This is a genomic window from Actinoplanes sp. CA-051413 (genome assembly GCF_050955795.1).
GTDB lineage: Bacteria > Actinomycetota > Actinomycetes > Mycobacteriales > Micromonosporaceae > Actinoplanes.
On the sequence record NZ_CP192100.1, the window covers coordinates 9,391,890 to 9,409,999 of the forward strand.

Annotated in this window: 18 protein-coding genes; 9 read left to right on the forward strand and 9 right to left on the reverse strand. The window is 71.0% G+C overall.

The window, feature by feature from the left end:
- The first annotated feature begins 147 nt into the window (after positions 1-147).
- Both ACQP2Y_RS44350 and mshD read left to right on the forward strand, forming a co-directional pair.
- The gene (locus tag ACQP2Y_RS44350) at positions 148-870 is read left to right on the forward strand and encodes a winged helix-turn-helix transcriptional regulator (RefSeq protein ID WP_203770153.1); all 723 of its coding nucleotides are present in this window, start codon (positions 148-150) and stop codon (positions 868-870) included.
- Positions 867-1,733, forward strand: coding sequence for a mycothiol synthase (gene mshD / locus ACQP2Y_RS44355; protein ID WP_433722630.1), 867 nt, complete (start codon positions 867-869; stop codon positions 1,731-1,733). The genes ACQP2Y_RS44350 and mshD overlap by 4 nt, the downstream gene beginning before the upstream one ends.
- Before the next feature lie 10 nt (positions 1,734-1,743).
- Here mshD and ACQP2Y_RS44360 read toward each other — a convergent pair whose 3' ends face one another.
- Together ACQP2Y_RS44360 and ACQP2Y_RS44365 are read right to left on the reverse strand one after the other, a co-directional pair.
- Positions 1,744-2,199: a universal stress protein gene (locus ACQP2Y_RS44360; RefSeq protein WP_433722632.1), complete on the reverse strand. Its 456-nt coding sequence runs from the start codon at positions 2,197-2,199 to the stop codon at positions 1,744-1,746.
- A 4-nt stretch (positions 2,200-2,203) separates the two neighbouring features.
- Positions 2,204-3,910: an MFS transporter gene (locus ACQP2Y_RS44365; protein WP_433722634.1), complete on the reverse strand. Its 1,707-nt coding sequence runs from the start codon at positions 3,908-3,910 to the stop codon at positions 2,204-2,206.
- 349 nt (positions 3,911-4,259) lie between these two features.
- Between ACQP2Y_RS44365 and pstS the strand changes: the two genes are divergently transcribed.
- From pstS to pstB, 4 genes are read left to right on the forward strand one after another with little or no spacing between them, the layout of a single operon-like run.
- Positions 4,260-5,351 (forward strand): phosphate ABC transporter substrate-binding protein PstS, encoded by a 1,092-nt coding sequence (gene pstS, locus ACQP2Y_RS44370; protein ID WP_433722636.1) that lies wholly within the window; start codon positions 4,260-4,262, stop codon positions 5,349-5,351.
- 47 nt (positions 5,352-5,398) lie between these two features.
- A complete protein-coding gene (gene pstC, locus ACQP2Y_RS44375; RefSeq protein WP_433722638.1) occupies positions 5,399-6,484 on the forward strand; it encodes a phosphate ABC transporter permease subunit PstC in 1,086 nt (361 codons plus the stop codon).
- A 32-nt stretch (positions 6,485-6,516) separates the two neighbouring features.
- On the forward strand, positions 6,517-7,563 hold the full coding sequence (pstA, locus tag ACQP2Y_RS44380; RefSeq protein WP_433732344.1) for a phosphate ABC transporter permease PstA: 1,047 nt from the start codon (positions 6,517-6,519) through the stop codon (positions 7,561-7,563).
- A gap of 16 nt (positions 7,564-7,579) precedes the next feature.
- A complete protein-coding gene (gene pstB, locus ACQP2Y_RS44385) occupies positions 7,580-8,356 on the forward strand; it encodes a phosphate ABC transporter ATP-binding protein PstB (RefSeq protein ID WP_433722640.1) in 777 nt (258 codons plus the stop codon).
- On the opposite strand, the gene ACQP2Y_RS44390 is transcribed toward pstB, so the two are convergent.
- Positions 8,357-9,118 carry an NUDIX hydrolase gene (locus ACQP2Y_RS44390; protein WP_433732346.1) on the reverse strand — a complete coding sequence of 254 codons (762 nt, stop codon included), beginning with the start codon at positions 9,116-9,118 and terminating at the stop codon, positions 8,357-8,359.
- A 102-nt stretch (positions 9,119-9,220) separates the two neighbouring features.
- Here ACQP2Y_RS44390 and ACQP2Y_RS44395 point away from each other — a divergent pair, with 102 nt between their 5' ends.
- The gene (locus tag ACQP2Y_RS44395) at positions 9,221-10,210 is read left to right on the forward strand and encodes a Gfo/Idh/MocA family protein (RefSeq protein WP_433722642.1); all 990 of its coding nucleotides are present in this window, start codon (positions 9,221-9,223) and stop codon (positions 10,208-10,210) included.
- On the opposite strand, the gene ACQP2Y_RS44400 is transcribed toward ACQP2Y_RS44395, so the two are convergent.
- The 5 genes from ACQP2Y_RS44400 to ACQP2Y_RS44420 form a co-directional block, all read right to left on the reverse strand.
- Positions 10,200-11,078: an RNA polymerase sigma-70 factor gene (locus ACQP2Y_RS44400; RefSeq protein ID WP_433722644.1), complete on the reverse strand. Its 879-nt coding sequence runs from the start codon at positions 11,076-11,078 to the stop codon at positions 10,200-10,202. The two genes, ACQP2Y_RS44395 and ACQP2Y_RS44400, sit on opposite strands and share 11 nt — an antisense overlap.
- A complete protein-coding gene (locus tag ACQP2Y_RS44405) occupies positions 11,075-11,665 on the reverse strand; it encodes a carboxymuconolactone decarboxylase family protein (RefSeq protein WP_433722646.1) in 591 nt (196 codons plus the stop codon). Before ACQP2Y_RS44405 ends, ACQP2Y_RS44400 begins: the two co-directional genes overlap by 4 nt.
- A gap of 72 nt (positions 11,666-11,737) precedes the next feature.
- Positions 11,738-12,745 carry an anion permease gene (locus ACQP2Y_RS44410; RefSeq protein WP_433722648.1) on the reverse strand — a complete coding sequence of 336 codons (1,008 nt, stop codon included), beginning with the start codon at positions 12,743-12,745 and terminating at the stop codon, positions 11,738-11,740.
- A gap of 3 nt (positions 12,746-12,748) precedes the next feature.
- Entirely contained in the window at positions 12,749-13,375 is a 627-nt protein-coding gene (locus tag ACQP2Y_RS44415; RefSeq protein WP_360545882.1) for a DUF47 domain-containing protein, read from the reverse strand.
- Positions 13,376-13,531: 156 nt separating this feature from the next.
- Complete coding sequence (locus ACQP2Y_RS44420; RefSeq protein ID WP_433722650.1) at positions 13,532-14,500, reverse strand: hypothetical protein; 969 nt, start codon at positions 14,498-14,500, stop codon at positions 13,532-13,534.
- A 111-nt stretch (positions 14,501-14,611) separates the two neighbouring features.
- Between ACQP2Y_RS44420 and sigJ the strand changes: the two genes are divergently transcribed.
- Positions 14,612-15,496, forward strand: coding sequence for an RNA polymerase sigma factor SigJ (sigJ, locus tag ACQP2Y_RS44425; RefSeq protein WP_433722652.1), 885 nt, complete (start codon positions 14,612-14,614; stop codon positions 15,494-15,496).
- Here the strand turns inward: sigJ and ACQP2Y_RS44430 are convergent.
- Entirely contained in the window at positions 15,479-15,985 is a 507-nt protein-coding gene (locus tag ACQP2Y_RS44430) for a DUF402 domain-containing protein (protein ID WP_433722654.1), read from the reverse strand. The genes sigJ and ACQP2Y_RS44430 overlap by 18 nt on opposite strands.
- A 20-nt stretch (positions 15,986-16,005) precedes the next feature.
- On the opposite strand from ACQP2Y_RS44430, the gene ACQP2Y_RS44435 reads away from it, so the two are divergent.
- Positions 16,006-18,075: an ATP-dependent DNA helicase gene (locus tag ACQP2Y_RS44435; RefSeq protein WP_433722656.1), complete on the forward strand. Its 2,070-nt coding sequence runs from the start codon at positions 16,006-16,008 to the stop codon at positions 18,073-18,075.
- The last annotated feature ends 35 nt before the right edge of the window (positions 18,076-18,110 follow it).

Sequence of the window (18,110 nt, forward strand, 5' to 3'; positions counted from 1 at the left end):
CGATCCGACCAGGGCTTTCCGCGTGCTGCATCGGTTAAGGTATTCGCAGCCCACCCGTCGGTGACGCCGGGACAAGTCCTACCGGTGGCGCAGCCCTGAGCTGCGCAGACCGGGTCACCCGAGCGGCCCCGTGCCGCGAGGATCGAGGTGAGTGTGGAAATCCTCCTGTTGGTGACGGCACGTGCTGGTGAGCCCTCCGCCGTGCTTCCCGCGCTGGACCTGCTGCCCCACTCCGTGCGCACGGCGCCCCGCGACGTGCGCACTCTGGTGTCCGGGCCGAGCCCGGACGCCGTGCTCGTCGACGCCCGCTCGGAGCTTTCCGAGGCCCGTGCGACGTGCCGGATGCTGCACGCGACCGGCATCGGTGTCCCGCTGATGGCAGTGGTCACCGAGGCCGGCCTGATCGCCCTCAACGCCGACTGGGGTGTCGACGACGTCATCCTGGCCAGCGCGGGTCCCGCCGAGGTCGAGGCCCGGCTGCGCCTGGCGGTCGGCCGGCTGACCAACGCCACGGCCGGGGCCGGCGGCTCGATCCGGGCCGGCGAGCTCAACATCGACCCCGACACCTACGCCGCCAAGCTCAAGGGCCGCCCGCTCGACCTCACCTACAAGGAGTTCGAGCTGCTCAAGTTCCTGGCCCAGCACCCGGGCCGGGTCTTCACCCGCGACCAGCTGCTGCGCGAGGTCTGGGGCTACGACTACTTCGGTGGCACCCGGACGGTCGACGTGCACGTGCGGCGACTGCGCGCCAAGCTCGGCTCGGAGTACGAGTCGATGATCGGCACCGTCCGCCAGGTGGGCTACAAGTTCGTGGTCCCGCCGAGCGGCCGGCAGCTGCCCGACAACGAGCCCGTGTCCCTGCCCGTATGACCGAGGTCCGCTCCCAGGACCGGCTCTCCCCCGCCGAGGCGGCTGACGTGCTCACGTTGGCCGCCGCGGCGGACGAGGCCGACGGCGTCCACCCCCTGTCGGAGGACGGTGTCCTCGGCCTGCGCGGCTCCGGCCGCACCCACCTGCTCGTCTACGCGGACGACACCCTGGCGGGCTACGCCTACCTGGACGGCACGTCCGGCGAGCTGGTGGTGCACCCGAAACACCGGCTCCGCGGCTACGGCACCGCCCTGCTGGCAGCGGCCGGTCCCGGCCCTCTCCAGTTCTGGGCGCACGGTGACGAGCAGGCCGCCCGCGCCTTCGCCGAGAAGGCCGGCTTCTCCCGTTCCCGAGTGCTCTGGCAGATGCGCAGGTCCCTGAGTGACCTGCCCGAGGTGCCACTGCCCGAGGGCGTCTCCGTGCGGACCTTCGTGCCCGGCGCCGATGACCAGGCCTGGCTGGGCGTCAACTCGCGGGCTTTCGCCCACCACCCTGAGCAGGGCCGCTGGACGGCGGACGACCTGCGGCTGCGCTTCGGCGAGCCGTGGTTCGACCCGGCCGGTTTCCTGCTGGCGGTGGACCCGGCCGACGACCGGCTGCTCGGTTTCCACTGGACGAAGGTGCACCCGGCCGAGGGCGGCGAGCCCGCGATCGGTGAGATCTACGTGCTCGGCGTCGACCCGGGCGGTCATCGCCGCGGGCTGGGCGCCGCCCTCAGTGTGGCCGGCCTCCGGCATCTCGCCGGGCTGGGCCTGGCCGACGTGCTGCTCTATGTGGACGAGTCGAACACCGCTGCGGTCGCGCTGTACCGGCGGCTGGGTTTCGAGATCCACTCCACCGACGTGATGTACAGCCGCGACTGACCACTGATGGTCAGGGGACGACCGTGACCGGCCAGCGGCCGCAGCGGATCAGCCGGACCGCGAGCGAGCCCGCGATCCGGTGACCCACGCTGCGTGACGAGCCGACTATCACGGCATCCGCGCGGACCTCGTCGGCCACCTCGCTGAGCACGGTGAGCGGATCGCCCTGGCGGGCCTCCAGCCGGGCGTCGACTCCCCAGACCTGCGCCTGTCTGTGCAACTCGGCTCGGAGCTGGGCCTCGATCTGGTCCTGGGTGTCCAGCTCGGCCCGGGTGGCCAGCCCGGTGGGGTCCGCCAGCGTGAGCAGGGCGCCCGGGGCACCGCGGGCATAGACGACCACGAGCCGGGTGTGCTGGCGCCGGGCCAGGCCGGCGGCGTACGCGGCCGCGCGCAGTGAGGTCTGCGAGCCGTCCACGCCGACGATGATGGCGTGCGGTCCGTCCGTGCCGAACTCGAAGCCGGACACCTCGTCACACGCCGCGGAGCTCAGGCAGCGTGGCGGCTGTGAGCCGGCGCGGGGTCTCGTCCGGCGTGACGAGCACGACGGTCGAGGCCGCCGCGCGCGTCAGGGCCGCGGTGAAGCTGCCGTCGGCGAACTGGGCCGCCGGCCCGCGCGGCGAACGTCCCACCGCGATGGTCCGGGCCTGCACGTCCGCGGCGTGCGAGGCCAGGGCCCGGCCGGCCGCGGCGTGGTCACCGACGCTGGTCAGCAGCATCCCGGTGGCCGCGACCCCCTGGTCGGCGAGCCGGCGCAGGTGGGCGGTGACCGCGGCACGAGCGCTCTGCTCGTCCTCCGGCTCGATGGCCAGTTCCTCGATCACGACGGTCTCGCGGACCCGGACCACTTCGAGCGGGGCGTCGAGGTCCCGGGCGAGCACCGCGGCCGCGTCCACGATCGCGTCCGCGTCGGCGGTGGCCCCGACCGCGACGACGACCGGCCGGGCGTCGGCGGGGACCACGGAACCGACCGGCACGAACGGCGCGACTGCCTCGCTGTCCCCCGACTCGGCCGCGGTGACCAGCTTGTGGCCGGTGGCGAGCACGACGATGGCCAGCAGGAACGCCACGCCGCCCAGGTAGAACGGGACGCTGAGGTCGAAGCGGTCGGCCAGCTTGCCGGCCACGAACGGGGCCAGGCCGCCGCCGATGAAGCGCACGAAGCCGTACGCGGAGGAGGCCACCGACCGCTCGACCGGCGCGACCAGCATGACCGCCTGGGTGGTCAGCGTGTTGTTGATACCGATGAAAGCGCCGCTCACGATGACGGCGACGATGACCGTCCGCGGGGTCGAGACGCCGGCCGCGATGACCGCCATGACGATGGCCAGCGCGGCCATGTTGGCGTAGAGCACCTTCGCGGTGCCGAAGCGGGCCTGCAGCCGCGGGGCGAAGAAGACACTGAAGGCGGCAACCAGCAGTCCCCAGCCGGTGAAGACCAGGCCGAGCTGGTGGGCGTCCAGCTCCATCGGGTACGGCGCGTAGCCCAGCATGGTGAAGAAGCCCCAGTTGTAGAGCAGCGCCATGATGCCCATGGTCAGCAGCCCGCGGTGGCGCAACGCCTTGAGCGGCGCGGTCAGTGACGTGGGCTGGGCCGGCCGGGGCAGCGAGGGCACGAACGCGATCGTGGCGATCATCGCGATGGCCATCAGCACCGCGACGCCGAAGAACGGGCCGCGCCAGCTGATGCTGCCCAGCTCGCCGCCGAGCAGCGGGCCGACGGCGATGCCCAGCCCGAGCGCGGTCTCGTAGAGGATGATCGCGCCCGCGAAGCCGCTGGTGGCCGAGGCGACGATGACCGCCAGGCTGGTCGCGATGAACAGCGCGTTGCCCAGCCCCCAGCCGGCCCGGAAGCCGACGATCTGGCCGACGGTGTCGGAGGTGCCGGCCAGCGCGGCGAAGACGACGATGATGCCCAGCCCGACGACCAGCGTGAGCTTGGGCCCGATCCGGCTGGCCACGGCGCCGACCACGAGCATCGCCACCGCGGTCACCACCAGGTAGCTGGTGAACAGCAGGGACACCTGGCTCGGCGTGGCGTGCAGGTCGTTCGCGAGGGCCGGCAGGATCGGGTCGACGAGCCCGATGCCCATGAACGAGATGACACAGGCGAAGGCCACCGCCCAGACGGCGCGGGGCTGCTTGAAGGGATTGGTCGCGGGTCGGTGCGGTGCGGTCATGGGGGCTCCCGGGGGTCTCACCATATAGCTGCATTATGCAGCTATCGGCTTGGCGGGGACCAGTAAGCCGCCTCACACCGGCGTCGTCCCACGCGTCCCGAGCCGGTCACTCGGGCCCGAAAGAGAACACAAAATAACGGACTTATACGGCGTCGTGCCCTCGGTTCACTTAACGGACAACCCTTCCTCAGCCAAAGGCTACGAACCGGCGCAGACCTGTTCACCCTGCGTTCACTTATGCCCGGGGAGCCGGTCACCTCGCGCTCTTAGCTTTCCGGGTGTGCCGATGAGAGTTCGGCCGGCCGGGACTACGGAGCCCGGAGTTGTTATTCATTCGAAGGGAAACCCGTTGAAGCTCCAGCGGTTCTACGTTGCCGGCATTGCCTTGACCGCCTCGGTCGCGCTCGCGGCATGCGGCTCTGACAACACCGACTCGCCTGCCGCCGGCGGTGCCTCGGCCGCCTCCGCGAACTGCGCGGCCGGCGACCTGACGGCCCAGGGTTCTTCGGCGCAGAAGAACGCCATGGACGAGTGGATCAAGGCCTACCAGGGCCAGTGCTCGGGCGCCAAGATCGGCTACGAGGGCACCGGCTCCGGCGCGGGCATCCAGGCGTTCATCGCCGGCACCGCCGACTTCGCCGGCTCGGACTCCGCCCTCAAGCCCGAGGAGCTGCCGCAGGCCGACGCCAAGTGCCCCGGCGGCCAGGCCCTCAACCTCCCGATGGTGATCGGCCCGATCGCGGTCGTCTACAACCTCGACGGCGTCGAGAACCTCCAGTTCTCGCCGGCCACCCTGGCCAAGATCTTCGCCGGCAAGGTCACCAAGTGGGACGACCCGGCGATCAAGGCGGAGAACGCCGACGCCAAGCTCCCGTCGACGGCGATCCAGGCCGTGCACCGCTCCGACGAGTCGGGCACCACCGACAACTTCACCAAGTACCTGAGCAAGACCGCCGAGGCGGACTGGACCTTCAGCAACGCCAAGGCCTGGAAGGCCCCGGGCGGCGTCGGTGCGGCCAAGTCGGACGGCGTGGCGACCGCGGTGAAGAGCACGGTCGGCGCCATCTCCTACGTCGAGCTCTCCTTCGCGGAGAACAGCGACCTGAAGAAGGCCAAGATCAAGAACGGTGCGGGTGAGTTCGTCGAGCTGAGCGGCGAGAGTGCCGGTAAGACCATCGCCGGCGCCAAGGTCAAGGGCACCGGCAACGACCTGGCCCTCGACATCGACTACGCCACCACCGAGGCCGGCGCGTACCCGATCGTCCTGGTCACGTACGAGATCGCCTGCAGCAAGGGCAGCGGAAAGGCCGCGGCCATCAAGGGCTTCCTGAGCTACACCGCCAGCACCGGTGGCCAGTCCGCGCTCGCCGAGCTCGGCTACGCCCCGCTGCCGGAGGCAGTCCGCAGCAAGGTCGAGACCTCGGTCGCGGCCATCTCCTGATCGCCCTCGGCGCCCCTTACCCCCACTAGACGACAGCGAGCGAGCGAATGGGTGACTACCCCTCCCGCTCGGCGAGCACCGAAGCCGGCGGATCGAGCGTGACAGCACGTCACGCCCGGTCCGCCGGCGGCGGCCTATCGCCGATCCCTCCCGATGATCTCGACGGCAGCCGCCCGCCGCTCGGTGGTGGGGGCGCCCTGCCCAGGAAGGCCCGGTTCTCGATGGAGACCGGCTTCCGGGCCCTCAGCACGTCCGCCGGCGCGATGGTGCTGGTCATCATCGTCGCCATCGCGATCTTCCTGATCTCGAAGGCCGTGCCCGCCCTGCAGGCCAACACCGAGAACTTCCTGACCTACAAGGCCTGGTTCCCCAACGACGCCGAGCCCAAGTTCGGCATCGCGGCGCTGGCCTTCGGCACGGTCCTGACCTCGATCATCGCGCTGATCGTCGCGGTTCCCATCGCGCTGGGCATCGCCCTGTTCCTCTCGCACTACGCGCCCAAGCGGCTGGCCAACCCGCTGGGCTTCATCATCGACCTGCTCGCCGCGGTGCCCAGCGTCGTCTTCGGCCTCTGGGGCCGGGACGTGTTCCGGGTGCCGGTGCAGGACTTCTCGGTCTGGCTGAACAAGTACTTCAGCTGGCTGCCGATCTTCGGCGGCGACGGCCCGTTCGGCCGGTCGATCCTGCTGGGCAGCCTGGTGCTGGCCATCATGGTGCTGCCGATCGTGACCTCGCTGTCGCGCGAGGTCTTCCAGCAGACCCCGCTGATGAACGAGGAGGCGGCGCTCGCCCTGGGCGCCACCAAGTGGGAGATGATCCGCACGGCTGTGGTGCCCTACGGCAAGCCCGGCGTCCTCGCCGCGATCATGCTGGGCCTGGGTCGCGCGCTCGGCGAGACCATCGCCCTCGCCCTGACCCTGGGCATCGTCTTCAACATCTCGTTCAACCTGATCGAGAGCGGCGGCAACAGCATCGCCGCCAACATCGCCAACACGTTCGGCGAGGCCAACGCCACCGGCCGCGGTGCGCTCATCGCCTCCGGCCTGGTGCTCTTCGCCATCACCCTGGTCGTCAACATGGCAGCGCGGGCGATCATCTACCGCCGCCGCGAGTTCCGGGACAGTGCCGCATGAGTCTTTTGGAGAAAGAAGTCCCCGGCGTTGTCATGACGCCGGACAACATCCGGTCGAAGAAGCTGCCGCTGGTGGTCGACCTGGGCATCGCCGTCGTCGCGCTGCTCGTGTCCGCGGCGGTCGTGCTCGGCCTCGGCCTGGGCAACTGGGTCCTCGTCGTCGTGGTCGGCATCGTGTTCTACCTGGCCGGGCTCTTCGCCGCGGCGACCCGGGTCGAGGGCCGCCGCTCGGCCCGCAACCGGCTCTGGAAGACGCTGATCTACGCGGCCTGCATCCTGGCGATCCTGCCGCTGGCCTCGGTGGTGTGGACGCTGGTCTCCAAGGGCGCGGCCCGCCTGGACGGCGACTTCTTCGGCAGCTCGATGAACAACATCGGCGCCCGGGACCCGAACGGCGGCGCGTACCACGCCATCATCGGCACCCTGGAGCAGGTCGGCATCGCCACCCTGATGGCCGTCCCGCTGGGCGTGCTGGGCGCGATCTACCTGGTCGAGTACGGCCGCGGCAAGTTCGCCCTGACCGTGCGCTTCTTCGTCGACGTCATGACCGGCATCCCGTCGATCGTGGCCGGCCTGTTCATCCTGGCGTTCTGGGTGCTGATCGTCAGCCCCTGGTTCAACAACGGCGTGCCGCGCTTCTCCGGCTTCGCCGCTTCGCTGGCGCTGACCGTGCTGATGTTGCCGACCATCGTGCGGTCCACCGAGGAGATGCTGCGGCTGGTGCCCGGGCCGCTGCGCGAGGGCGCGTACGCGCTGGGCGTCCCGCAGTGGAAGACGATCGTCAAGGTCGTCCTGCCGACCGCGCTGCCCGGCATCGTCACCGGCGTCATGCTCGCCGTGGCCCGCGCCGCCGGCGAGACCGCCCCGGTGCTGCTGGTGGCCGGTGGCGCCGCCGCGATCAACTTCGACCCGTTCGCCGGCAACCAGTCGTCGCTGGCGCTGTACGTGTACCAGCAGGCCGGCGACGCCTCCCGGTACGCCCCGGACCGCGCCTGGACGGCGGCACTGACGCTGGTCGCCCTGGTCCTCATCCTGACGATCGCGGCGAAGCTGCTCGCCCGCCGCAACCGGCTGACCTGACAAAGAGGTGTCCCCCATGGCCAAGCGCATCGAGGCGAGCAACGTCTCGTCCTACTACGGCTCGTTCAAGGCGATCGACAACATCTCCATGACCGTGGAGCCGAAGACGATCACCGCCCTGATCGGCCCGTCCGGTTGCGGCAAGTCGACGTTCCTGCGGTCCATCAACCGCATGCACGAGGTGCTGCCGAACGCCCGCATCGAGGGCCGGCTCACCATCGACGACCAGAACATCTACGACGCCGACGTCGACGTGACCGCCGTACGCCGGATGATCGGCATGGTGTTCCAGCGCCCCAACCCGTTCCCCACGATGTCGATCTACGAGAACGCGGTCGCGGGCCTGAAGCTCAACGGCGTCAAGAAGAAGTCCCTGCTGGACGACGCGGCCGAGAAGTCGCTGCGGTCGGCCAACCTCTGGGACGAGGTCAAGGACCGGCTGGCCCGCCCGGGCGCCGGTCTCTCCGGTGGTCAGCAGCAGCGCCTCTGCATCGCCCGCACCATCGCGGTGCAGCCGCAGGTCGTGCTCATGGACGAGCCCTGCTCGGCGCTCGACCCGATCTCGACGCTGGCCATCGAGGACCTGATGTTCAAGCTGAAGGACCAGTTCACGATCATCATCGTCACGCACAACATGCAGCAGGCGGCCCGGGTCAGCGACAAGACCGGCTTCTTCTCGATCGAGAAGACCGGCGACCCCGGCCGGCTCATCGAGTACGACGACACGCAGAAGATCTTCAGCAACCCGACGCAGAAGAAGACCGAGGACTACATCACCGGCCGCTTCGGCTGATCACATGTGCAGCACGCCGCCGTCTTCCGTCAGCTCCACCCGGGGCATGACGGGAGCGGCGGCGTCGCGGTCCGCTTCCGCTCGCAGCACATCATCAATACTTTGATACGCGCACAGATCGTTCAGCATCACCCGCGTAGGTGGCAGCATGGCCAGGCCGTTGGCGGCCGCCGGGCTGATCCACATGGTCCGGTCAGCCTCACCGGAGACGTCCCGCGCCGTCTGGGCCGGCGGCAGGGCCGCCACGAAGAACCAGGTGTCGAAGCGCCTCGGCTCGAACTCCGGGGTGATCCACCGGGCCCACGGGAAGAGCAGATCGTCCCGCAGCCGCAGGTCCCGCCGGTCGAGAAGCTCGGTCATGGTCAGCTCCCGCCGCTGCACCGCGACCCGGTCGGCCTCCCAGTCGTCGCCGCTGACGTCGCCCACCAGCTCATCACCGGCCGGGCCCGCGAGCAGGACTCCCGCCTCCTCGAAGAGTTCGCGCGCCGCCGCGCCCACGACGGCCTTCGCCTCCGGCTCGGGGACGCCGAGGCGCTCCGGCCAGTCGCTCCGGATCGTCCGCGGGAGGTCGTTACGGTCGACGCCGCCGCCCGGGAAAGCGTGCAGGCCGCCGAAGACCATCGTCGACGCGCGTCTGAGCACGTACACGTCAAAGGCCTCCGCGGCCGGGCGCAGGAGCACGACGGTGGCCGCCGGGCGGGCCGGGGCCGGCGGGCCGGCGAAGTCGCGGGCCCGCTGCAGCATGGCCGCCGGCAATGGCATCGATTGGCTCACCCACCGATCCTCTCCCATCCGACCACCCCACCCACCACCCGAAGCACGACTGAAGGCCGGATTTCCGCGGCAAACGATACGGTGGCGATCATGACCGAGAAGAACGTCCGCTGGGGGATCCTGGGCACCGGCGGCATCGCCGGCACCTTCGCGTCCGACCTACCGCTCGTGCCCGGTGCCGAGCTGGCCGCCGTCGGGTCCCGTACCGGTGCGGCCGCGACCGCCTTCGCCGAGCGGCACGGCTTCGCCCGCGCCCACGGGTCCTGGGCCGAACTGGCCGCCGACCCCGACGTCGACGTGATCTACGTGGCGACCCCGCACGCGTTCCACCTCGACGCGGCGCTGGCCTGTCTCGCCGGCGGTAAAGCAGTGCTGTGCGAGAAGCCGATGACCCTGGACCACGCGTCGTCGGCGCGGCTGGTGCGGGAGGCCGGCAGCCGGGGCCTGTTCCTGATGGAAGCCATGTGGATGCGCTGCAACCCGGCCGTCCGGCGGATCGTCGAGCTGGTCACCGAAGGCGCGATCGGCGAGATCACGGCGGTGCACGCGGACTTCGGGCTGCAGGGACCGTTCGAGGCGACGCACCGGCTGCGGGACCCCGCGCTGGGCGGCGGCGCCCTGCTCGACCTGGGCGTCTACCCGCTCAACCTGGCCCACCTGATCCTGGGCGCGCCCGCGACCGTGCACAGCTGGGCGCGACTGACGGCCGAGGGCGTGGACGACAACACCGGCATGCTGCTGGGCTACGACTCGGGCGCGGTCGCGGCACTGACGTGCAGCCTGGTCGGCGAGACCCGTAACGCCGCCTCGATCACCGGCACGCTCGGCCGGATCGACCTGCCACAGGGCTTCTTCGTGCCCCGCTCGTTCCGGCTGCACCGGGCGGGCGCGGAGCCGGAGGAGATCAGCTACCCGTTCGAGGGCAGCGGCTACCAGTACGAGGCGGCCGAGGTGCAACGCTGCCTGACCGAGGGCCTGCTGGAGAGCCCGCTGATGCCGCACCGGACAACCCTGGAGATCATGACCCTGATGGACGGGGTCCGGGCGCAGCTCGGCGTGGTCTACCCGGTCACCGGCTGAGCCGGGCCTCGGCTCCGAGCCGGGCCAGCTTGTCCGGGTTGCGCACGGCGTAGATGCCGGTGATCCGACCGCCGTCGAGCACGAAGCTCACCGCCGTGTCGAGCTCGCCGCCGAGGTCGAAGCGCATCGCCGGCGCGCCGTTGAGCCACATCGGCAGCACGGTGAAGTCGCCGCCGACCTCGGCCAGGCTCGCCAGCAGCGGAGCCACCCGCCGGGCGGCGACGATCGGGCGGCGAGCAGCGGCGACGACCCCGCCACCGTCCGACACCAGGACGACGTCGGGCGCGAGCACGTCCAGCAGCCCCTGCAGGTCGCCGTCGCGGACCGCGACCCGGAACCGCTCCACGACGGCCACCTGCTCGGCCCGGCTCACCCGCACCCGCGGCCGCCGCGCGGCCACATGCTCCCGGGCCCGATGGGCGAGCTGCCGCACGGCCGCGGCCGTCTTGCCGACCGCGGCCGCGATCTCCTCGTACGGCAGCTCGAACACCTCACGCAGCACGAACACCGCCCGCTCGGTGGGTCCGAGCGTCTCCAGCACGGTCAGCATCGCGAACGAGACGCTCTCCGCGAGTTCGACGTCCTCGGCCACGTCCGGGCTGGTCAGCAACGGCTCGGGCAACCACTCACCGACGTACTCCTCGCGCCGGCGGGCCAGCGTCCGCATCCGGTTGAGGGCCTGCCGGGTGACCACCCGCACCAGGTAGGCGCGGGGGTCGCGAACCTCGCCCCGGGCCCCGGCGTCGAGGTCCGCCCACCGCAGCCAGGTCTCCTGCACGACATCCTCGGCGTCGGCGGCGGAGCCGAGCATCTCGTAGGCGACCGTGAACAGCAGGCTGCGGTGGGTGAGGAACGGGTCGTCGGTCATGTCCGCGAGGCGGTGCCGCTCGGCTGAGCCATGGGGGCCAGGCCGCACGACGCCGACAGCCCCTCGGTTTCGATGCCGAGTGCGACGTTCGTGCGCGCGGCCTGGTTGGCGAAGGCGATCCACACGGTGAGCTCGATCATCGCCGGCGGGCCGAGCCGGGCGAGCAGGCGGGCGGAAAGCTCGTCGGTGACCGTCGGCGGGGTCTGCGACATCGCTTCGGCGTACTCCAGCACGTCGCGCTCCAGCGGCGTGAAGACGTCCGACTCCCGCCAGCGCGGCACCTGCTGGGCCTTGACCTCGTCCAGGCCGTTGTTGTGCGCCTGGAAGTAGCCGAGGTCGAGGCAGAACGAGCAGCCGACCAGCGCGGCGACCGCCATGTGGGCGTACGACTTGAGGTCCTCGTCGCACTCGTGCCACTTGGCGGCCTTGCGGCCCATACCCATGCTGGTGCTGAGCACCTGCCGGTGGTGCCACATCACTTCGAGGGCCTCGGGCACCTGGCCGAACATCTTGCGGCTGAACCTCTTCAGCACGGCGCCGTAGACACCGGTGATCTCAGTTCTGGGGACCCTGGTGTGACCGGTCATGTCTCCTCCTCGGTGTCGATGACATGAAGACACCGAGGAGGACCACTCTGTGACAGCGCACGCGGGAAGGGCTCAGTTGAACAGGGGCCGGACCGCCAGGTAGATGACGCAGGCGAGGGCGCCCGCGGCCGGGAACGTGATGATCCAGCCGAGCACGATGTTGCCGGCCACGTTCCAGCGGACGGCGCTCAGGCGCTTCGTGGCGCCGACGCCCATGATCGCTGAGGTGATCGTGTGGGTGGTCGAGATCGGGGCGTGCAGGACCAGCGCGTTGAAGTAGAGCACCGAGCTGGCCACCGTCTCGGCCGCGAAGCCCTCCGCCGGGCCCAGGTCGATGATCTTGCGGCCCAGGGTGCGGATGATCCGCCAGCCGCCGGCGTAGGTTCCTGCGGCCAGGACCGCCGCCGAGGTCCAGAAGACCCACCACGGGATGTGCGTCGCGTCGCTCTGGAAGCCGCCGGTGTAGAGCGCCAGCACGATGATGCCCATGGTCTTCGCGGCGTCCTGCATGCCGTGGCCGACCGACATGAAGGCGGCCGAGACGGTCTGCGCGTGCCGGAAGCCGCGGTTGAGGCGGCCCGGGTTGCCGCGCCGGAAGATCCAGGAGATCGCGATCATCACCGCGAAGCCGAGGACCAGGCCGACGACCGGCGAGGCGACCATCGGGATCAGCACCTTCTCGGTGATGGTGTCCCATTCGATGGTGGCGTCGGCGGCGAAGAACGTCGCCCCGACCAGGCCGCCGAACAGGGCGTGCGACGAGGACGACGGCAGGCCGAAGTACCAGGTCACGAGATTCCAGCAGATGGCCGCCAGCACACCGGCGAAGACCACGCCCAGGCTGGGGATGCCGGTGGGCAGCTTGACCAGGCCGTCGCCGACCGTCTTGGCCACGCCGGCGCCGAAGTGGGTGCCGATGAAGTTGCCGACCGCGGCCATCGCGAGCGCGACACGCGGGGTCAGGGCCCGGGTGCTGACGCTGGTGGCGATGGCGTTCGCCGCGTCGTGGAAACCGTTGGTGTAGTCGAAGGCCATCGCGGCGATGATCACCGCGAGCACTGCGACGAGCTCGGCGGACAAGGCCTAGGACTCCTTGACCGTGATGGTCTCGACGGTGTTGGCCACCCGCTCGAAGGCGTCGCAGGCGTCCTCGAGCTCGTCGGCGACCTCCTTCATCTTCAGCACCGTGAGCGCGTCGTACTCGCCCGAGAAGAGCCGGACCAGCAGCATCCGGTACGCCCGGTCGCCGTCGTTCTCCAGCCGGTTGATCTCGATCCAGTACTCCTCGAGATTCTTCATCGTGCGCAGCCGCGGCATCGCGTCGGCCGTGATCTTGGCCTGCTGGTCGAGCACGGTGACCAGCTCGTGCATCTCGCGCGGCAGCGACGGCAGCTCCGTGAGGCCGTACAGGTAGAGCAGGTTGCCGACCGCTTCGAGGTGGTCCATGACGTCGTCGAGCTGCGAGCCCAGCGAGTAGATGTCCTCGCGGTCGAACGGCGTGATGAAGGTCGAGTTGATCTTCTTGTACAGCTCGTGGGTGATCTGGTCGCTGTCGTGCTCGACGTCGGTCAGCCGGTCGCTGACCGACTGCACGTCCACCCCGGGCAGAGCCAGCTCGTTGAGCAGCTCGGTGCCGCGCACGAGGTTCTGGGCTGCCCGGGTGAACAGCTCGTAGAAGGCGCCCTCGGTGGGGCGGAAGGAGAACTTCACGGCGCGAACCTCGTTTGCGGGTGGACGGGGTCTGGCGAATTCGAGGGAATGCTAGGTAATGCCTCCCCGGGTTCCGAGCCCGCCTACCCCTGCTCAACAGCAGTTCAGTGCTCGTTCACTTGCTGTTCACCTGGAACGTGCACTTATCCGGATGTTTCAGACGACTGGCGCGATGTCCGGTCGCTGATTGGTGGCTCGCGGGGCCGGGGCGCTACGGCGGGTCACTAGTCCGGGCGTCACTCGCGGTGGCACGTGCCGGTGCACCGGATGCCGGCGCAGGTGCCGGGCCAGCCCCACCTGGTCACTGTCGGCGATCACGTCCACGCCCGCCTCGCCCAGCTCGGTCCAGACGGCCTGCCGGGCCTTGCGGGAGCCGGTGGGCAGGCCGGAGATGCGCACCGTACGCCCGTCCTCGTGCGCGGACCGGACCAGCGCGTGCAGCAGGTGCCGTTCCTCGGCGGAGATCGGCTCGCGGCCGTCCCAGCCGAACCGGCGGCTCCACGGCTCACTGATCATCGGCACCAGCGCGGGCGGGGCCGACGTGGAGCCGATGTCGTCGAAGGAGCCGTCGGCGAACGCGTACCGGCGGGTCTGGGTGGCGAGCAGGGCCCGCACGTCCACGATGCCGGTGATGGCGACCGTGACGGCCCCGGGGTCGAGGCGGCCGTCGACGCAGCGGCTCAGCAGCGGGGCATGGTCGCGCAACTGCTGGTCGAGCATCCGGTACGCCCGCAGCAACGTGTCCGCGTCCCGTACCGGCCCGGTGAACTCGACCACCAGCCGGAACGGCACCCGCTGGTCCCGGCAGAGCCGCCCGCCGCGCGCCTGGGCCCGGGTGAACAGCGGGGTGAGCACCATCCGGCGCAGCGTACGACCGGGTTGCGGCTGCCCCGAGCCGAGGAACAGCTCCCCGTGCGGGCCCGGGCGTACCGGGACGGTGAGACCGGCCAGCCCGCGGCGCAGCACCCCGGGCAGCGGGTCCTCGGCCTGGTTGGCGACCAGGGCGTGCCCGGCGGGGAGGTACGGCCTGGGCCGGCGAGCCACTGCGACGCCGAGTGTCGCCGCACCGGTGGCTCCCGCCACTCCGGCCAGCCCGCCCAGCAGGGTCGCCACGTCGTTCGCCACCGTCTGCCCCCGCCCCCCGCAAACGCGAAATAGGACCAAATGCTCTTATCGCGTTTACCACTGTGTCACACGTGACACCTGTGACCGGGCAATGTCCTTCAGAATTCCCCCATGCCGTCGGACGCTTTCGAAGCTGAACGCCCCCACCTGCTGGCCGTCGCGTACCGGATGCTCGGCAGCCGTGCCGAGGCCGAGGACGCCGTCCAGGAGGCCTGGCTGCGCTATCACAAGGCGCGGGCCGGTGGGGAGATCCACGACCTGCGCGGCTGGCTGACCACCATCACCGGCCGGATCTGCCTGGACGTGCTCAAGTCGGCCCGGGTCCGCCGCGAGGCCTACCCCGGCCAGTGGCTGCCGGAGCCGATGGTGTCCCGGCTCGACGACCCGGCCGAACGGGTCACCCAGCGCTCCGAGGTCAGCCTGGCGCTGCTCGTCGTGCTGGAGAAGCTCACCCCCGAGCAGCGCGTCGCGGTGGTCCTGCACGACGCGTTCGGGGTGCCGTTCGACGAGGTCGCCGCGGTGCTCAACACCAGCGTCCCGGCGGCCCGTCAGCACGCCTCCCGGGGCCGGCGGGCCGTCGCCGAGGGCCAGGCCCGGCACACCGCGGACCTGCCTGAGCAGCGCAAAGTGCTGGACGCGTTCCTCGCCGCGGCCGCTTCCGGCGACCTCCAGGCCCTCGCGGCCGTGCTCGCGCCCGAGGTGGTGGCGATCGGCGACGGCGGCGGCGTGGTCAACGCCGGCCTCAACCCGGTCGTCGGCCTGGACCGGGTGGCCCGCTTCTACATCGGCATCCTGAGCCGGCGGGCCCGCGACTACACCGACGTCACGGTCGAGCCGGTCCTGGTCAACGGCGACGCCGGCGTGCTGGTCCGGGGCCGCTACCCGGACGGGCGGCCAGTGCTCTTCGTGCTCACGGTGGCCGTCGCCGACGGCCGCGTCACGGCCGTCTACAACCAGCTGAACCCGGCCAAGCTAGGCTCAGTCGACGACCGCTGAGAGCCATTTCCGGTACGTCGAAGCGAAGGGCTCCGAGCCGTCGCCCAGGGCCACGAACAGGCGCCCGGCGGCGGCCCGGGCCTCGGCCACCAGCTCGTCCGGATAGCCGAAGCGCACCTGATGGTCGGCGAACTCGTCCTCGTCGCGCAGCTCGATCACCCCGGTGTCGCGGCGCCGCGAGACGTCCAGGTCCAGGTCGACGATGTGCACGGTGTCACCCTCCCAGCGGGCCGGGGTGGTGATGTCGCAGTAGACCTCGCTGGTGCGCGGCGGCGGGTTGAACATGCCGGTCCACCACGCCCGGTGCGGGATCAGCAACACGAACGGGATCTGCTCGACCGACGGCAGGCCGTGGTAGACGGACGCCGTGCCGCGGGTCACTCCGACCCAGACGCCCAGCTCGTCCTCGTTGAGCCGGCGGGCCGGGTAGTCGCGGTGGGCGGAGCCGTCGTACTTGGTGTAGACGACCCGGACCATCTCGCTCGGCATGACAAGACCCTAACGGTGACATGGTTTCGTCGGTGGTGGCGGGTACGGTCTCGGACGTGACTGCCGCGACCCGCAAGAAGGCAACCGCTTCCCAGCTTCTCGCCGCCGCCGTCGGCGCTGTCCCGGGCGGCTCCTCCCGGCCCGGGCAGGAGGAGATGGCCGCGGCCATCGAGCGAGCCGTCAAGCAACGTGAGCATCTGTTGGTGCAGGCCGGCACGGGCACCGGCAAGTCGCTCGCCTACCTGACGCCGGCCCTGCTGGTCGACGGTCCGGTCGTGGTCTCCACCGCGACCCTGGCCCTGCAGAACCAGCTCGTCGAGCACGATCTGCCCCGGCTGGCCGACGCGGTGGAGCCGGTGCTGGGCCGCCGCCCGACCTTCGCGGTGCTCAAGGGCCGGCACCACTACCTCTGCATGGCCAAGCTCGAGCACGCCGACGAGGAGACGCCGACCGACACCCTCTTCGACGACGCGCCGCCGCGCGCGACCCAGTGGCTGGGCGAGGCCGGCAAGCTCGGCAAGCAGATCCTGCGCGTGCAGGCCTGGGCGGAGAAGACGAAGACCGGCGACCGCGACGAGCTGGACCCGGGCGTCGACGAGACCGCCTGGCGGCAGGTGTCCATGCCGGCCCGCGACTGCGTCGGCGCGGCCCGCTGCCCGTACGGCGCGGAGTGCTTCGCCGAGGCCTCGCGCGTACGCGCCCGCGAGGCGGACATCGTGGTGACCAACCACAGCCTGCTCGCGGTCGACATGCTGGCCGAGCGCAACATCGTCCCCCCGCACAAGCTCCTGATCGTCGACGAGGCGCACGAGCTGGCCGACCGGGTGTCCTCGGCGGCGCAGGCCGAGCTGACCCCGGAGGCGGTCGAGCGGGCGTCCCGGCGGGCCAAGCCGCTGGTCTCCCCGGCCGCGGCCGAGGCCCTGGCCGAGGCGGCCGACGCGCTGACCGTCGGCCTGAGCGACCTCCCGGCGGGCCGGCTGACCACGGGCCTGCCCCCACTGTTGCACCAGGCCGTCATGCTGATCGAGTCGGCCACCCGGGCCGCCCTGGACGCGATCGGTGACGTCAAGAACGACGACCCCGACCCGGTCCGCAAGCAGCAGGCCAAGGCCACCCTGGACGACATCTCGACCACCGCCCAGCGACTGCTCACCGAGGACCGGTACGACGTGGCCTGGGTCGAGAAGTCCGACCTGGGCAACGGTCGCCGCGCCCTGGTGGTGGCCCCGCTCTCGGTCGCCGGCACCCTGGCCACCAACCTGTACGACGAGCGCACGGTGGTCGCCACCTCGGCGACGCTGACCCTGGGCGGCCGCTTCGACACGGTGGCCCGCTCGCTCGGGCTGCCCGCCCCGGCCCCGGTCCCGGCGGCCCGCTCCGGCGCCGGCCTGACCGCGGACGCGCCGCCGGTCTCCGGCGACGGCTGGAGCTCGCTGGACGTCGGCTCCCCGTTCGACTACCCCCGCCAGGGCATCCTGTACGTCGCCGCGCACCTGCCCCGCCCGGCCGCCTCCGGGCTGCCCGACCCCGCGGGTGAGGAGCTGCTCAAGCTGGTGGAGGCGCTCGGCGGTCGCACGCTGGGCCTGTTCTCGTCGCGCCGCGCGGCGACCCAGGCGGCCGAGCTGCTGCGCGCCCGCACCGATCTGCCGGTGCTGCTGCAGGGTGAGGAGTCGCTGCCGATCCTGGTCCGCAAGTTCCGGGAGCAGAAGGAGAGCTGCCTGTTCGGCGTGATGTCGCTGTGGCAGGGCGTGGACGTTCCCGGCGACGCCTGCCAGCTGGTGGTGATCGACCGGCTGCCGTTCCCGCGGCCGGACGAGCCGCTGGCCGCCGCCCGCGCCGCGGCCGTGGACGCCACGGGTGGTTCCGGCTTCGCGTCGGTCAGCGTGCCGATCGCCGCGGTGCGCCTGGCCCAGGGGGTGGGCCGGCTGATCCGCTCGACCGGGGACAAGGGAGTGGTCGCCGTGCTCGACTCCCGCCTGGAGACGGCCCGCGGCTACGGCGCCTTCCTGCGTAAGTCCCTGCCCCCGTTCTGGTACACGACGCGCCCGGAGGTCGCGGTCGGCGCTCTGCAACGTCTGGCGAAGTCCTGACCGCCCGTACCGCTGCGACTACTTTCCTCCGATAA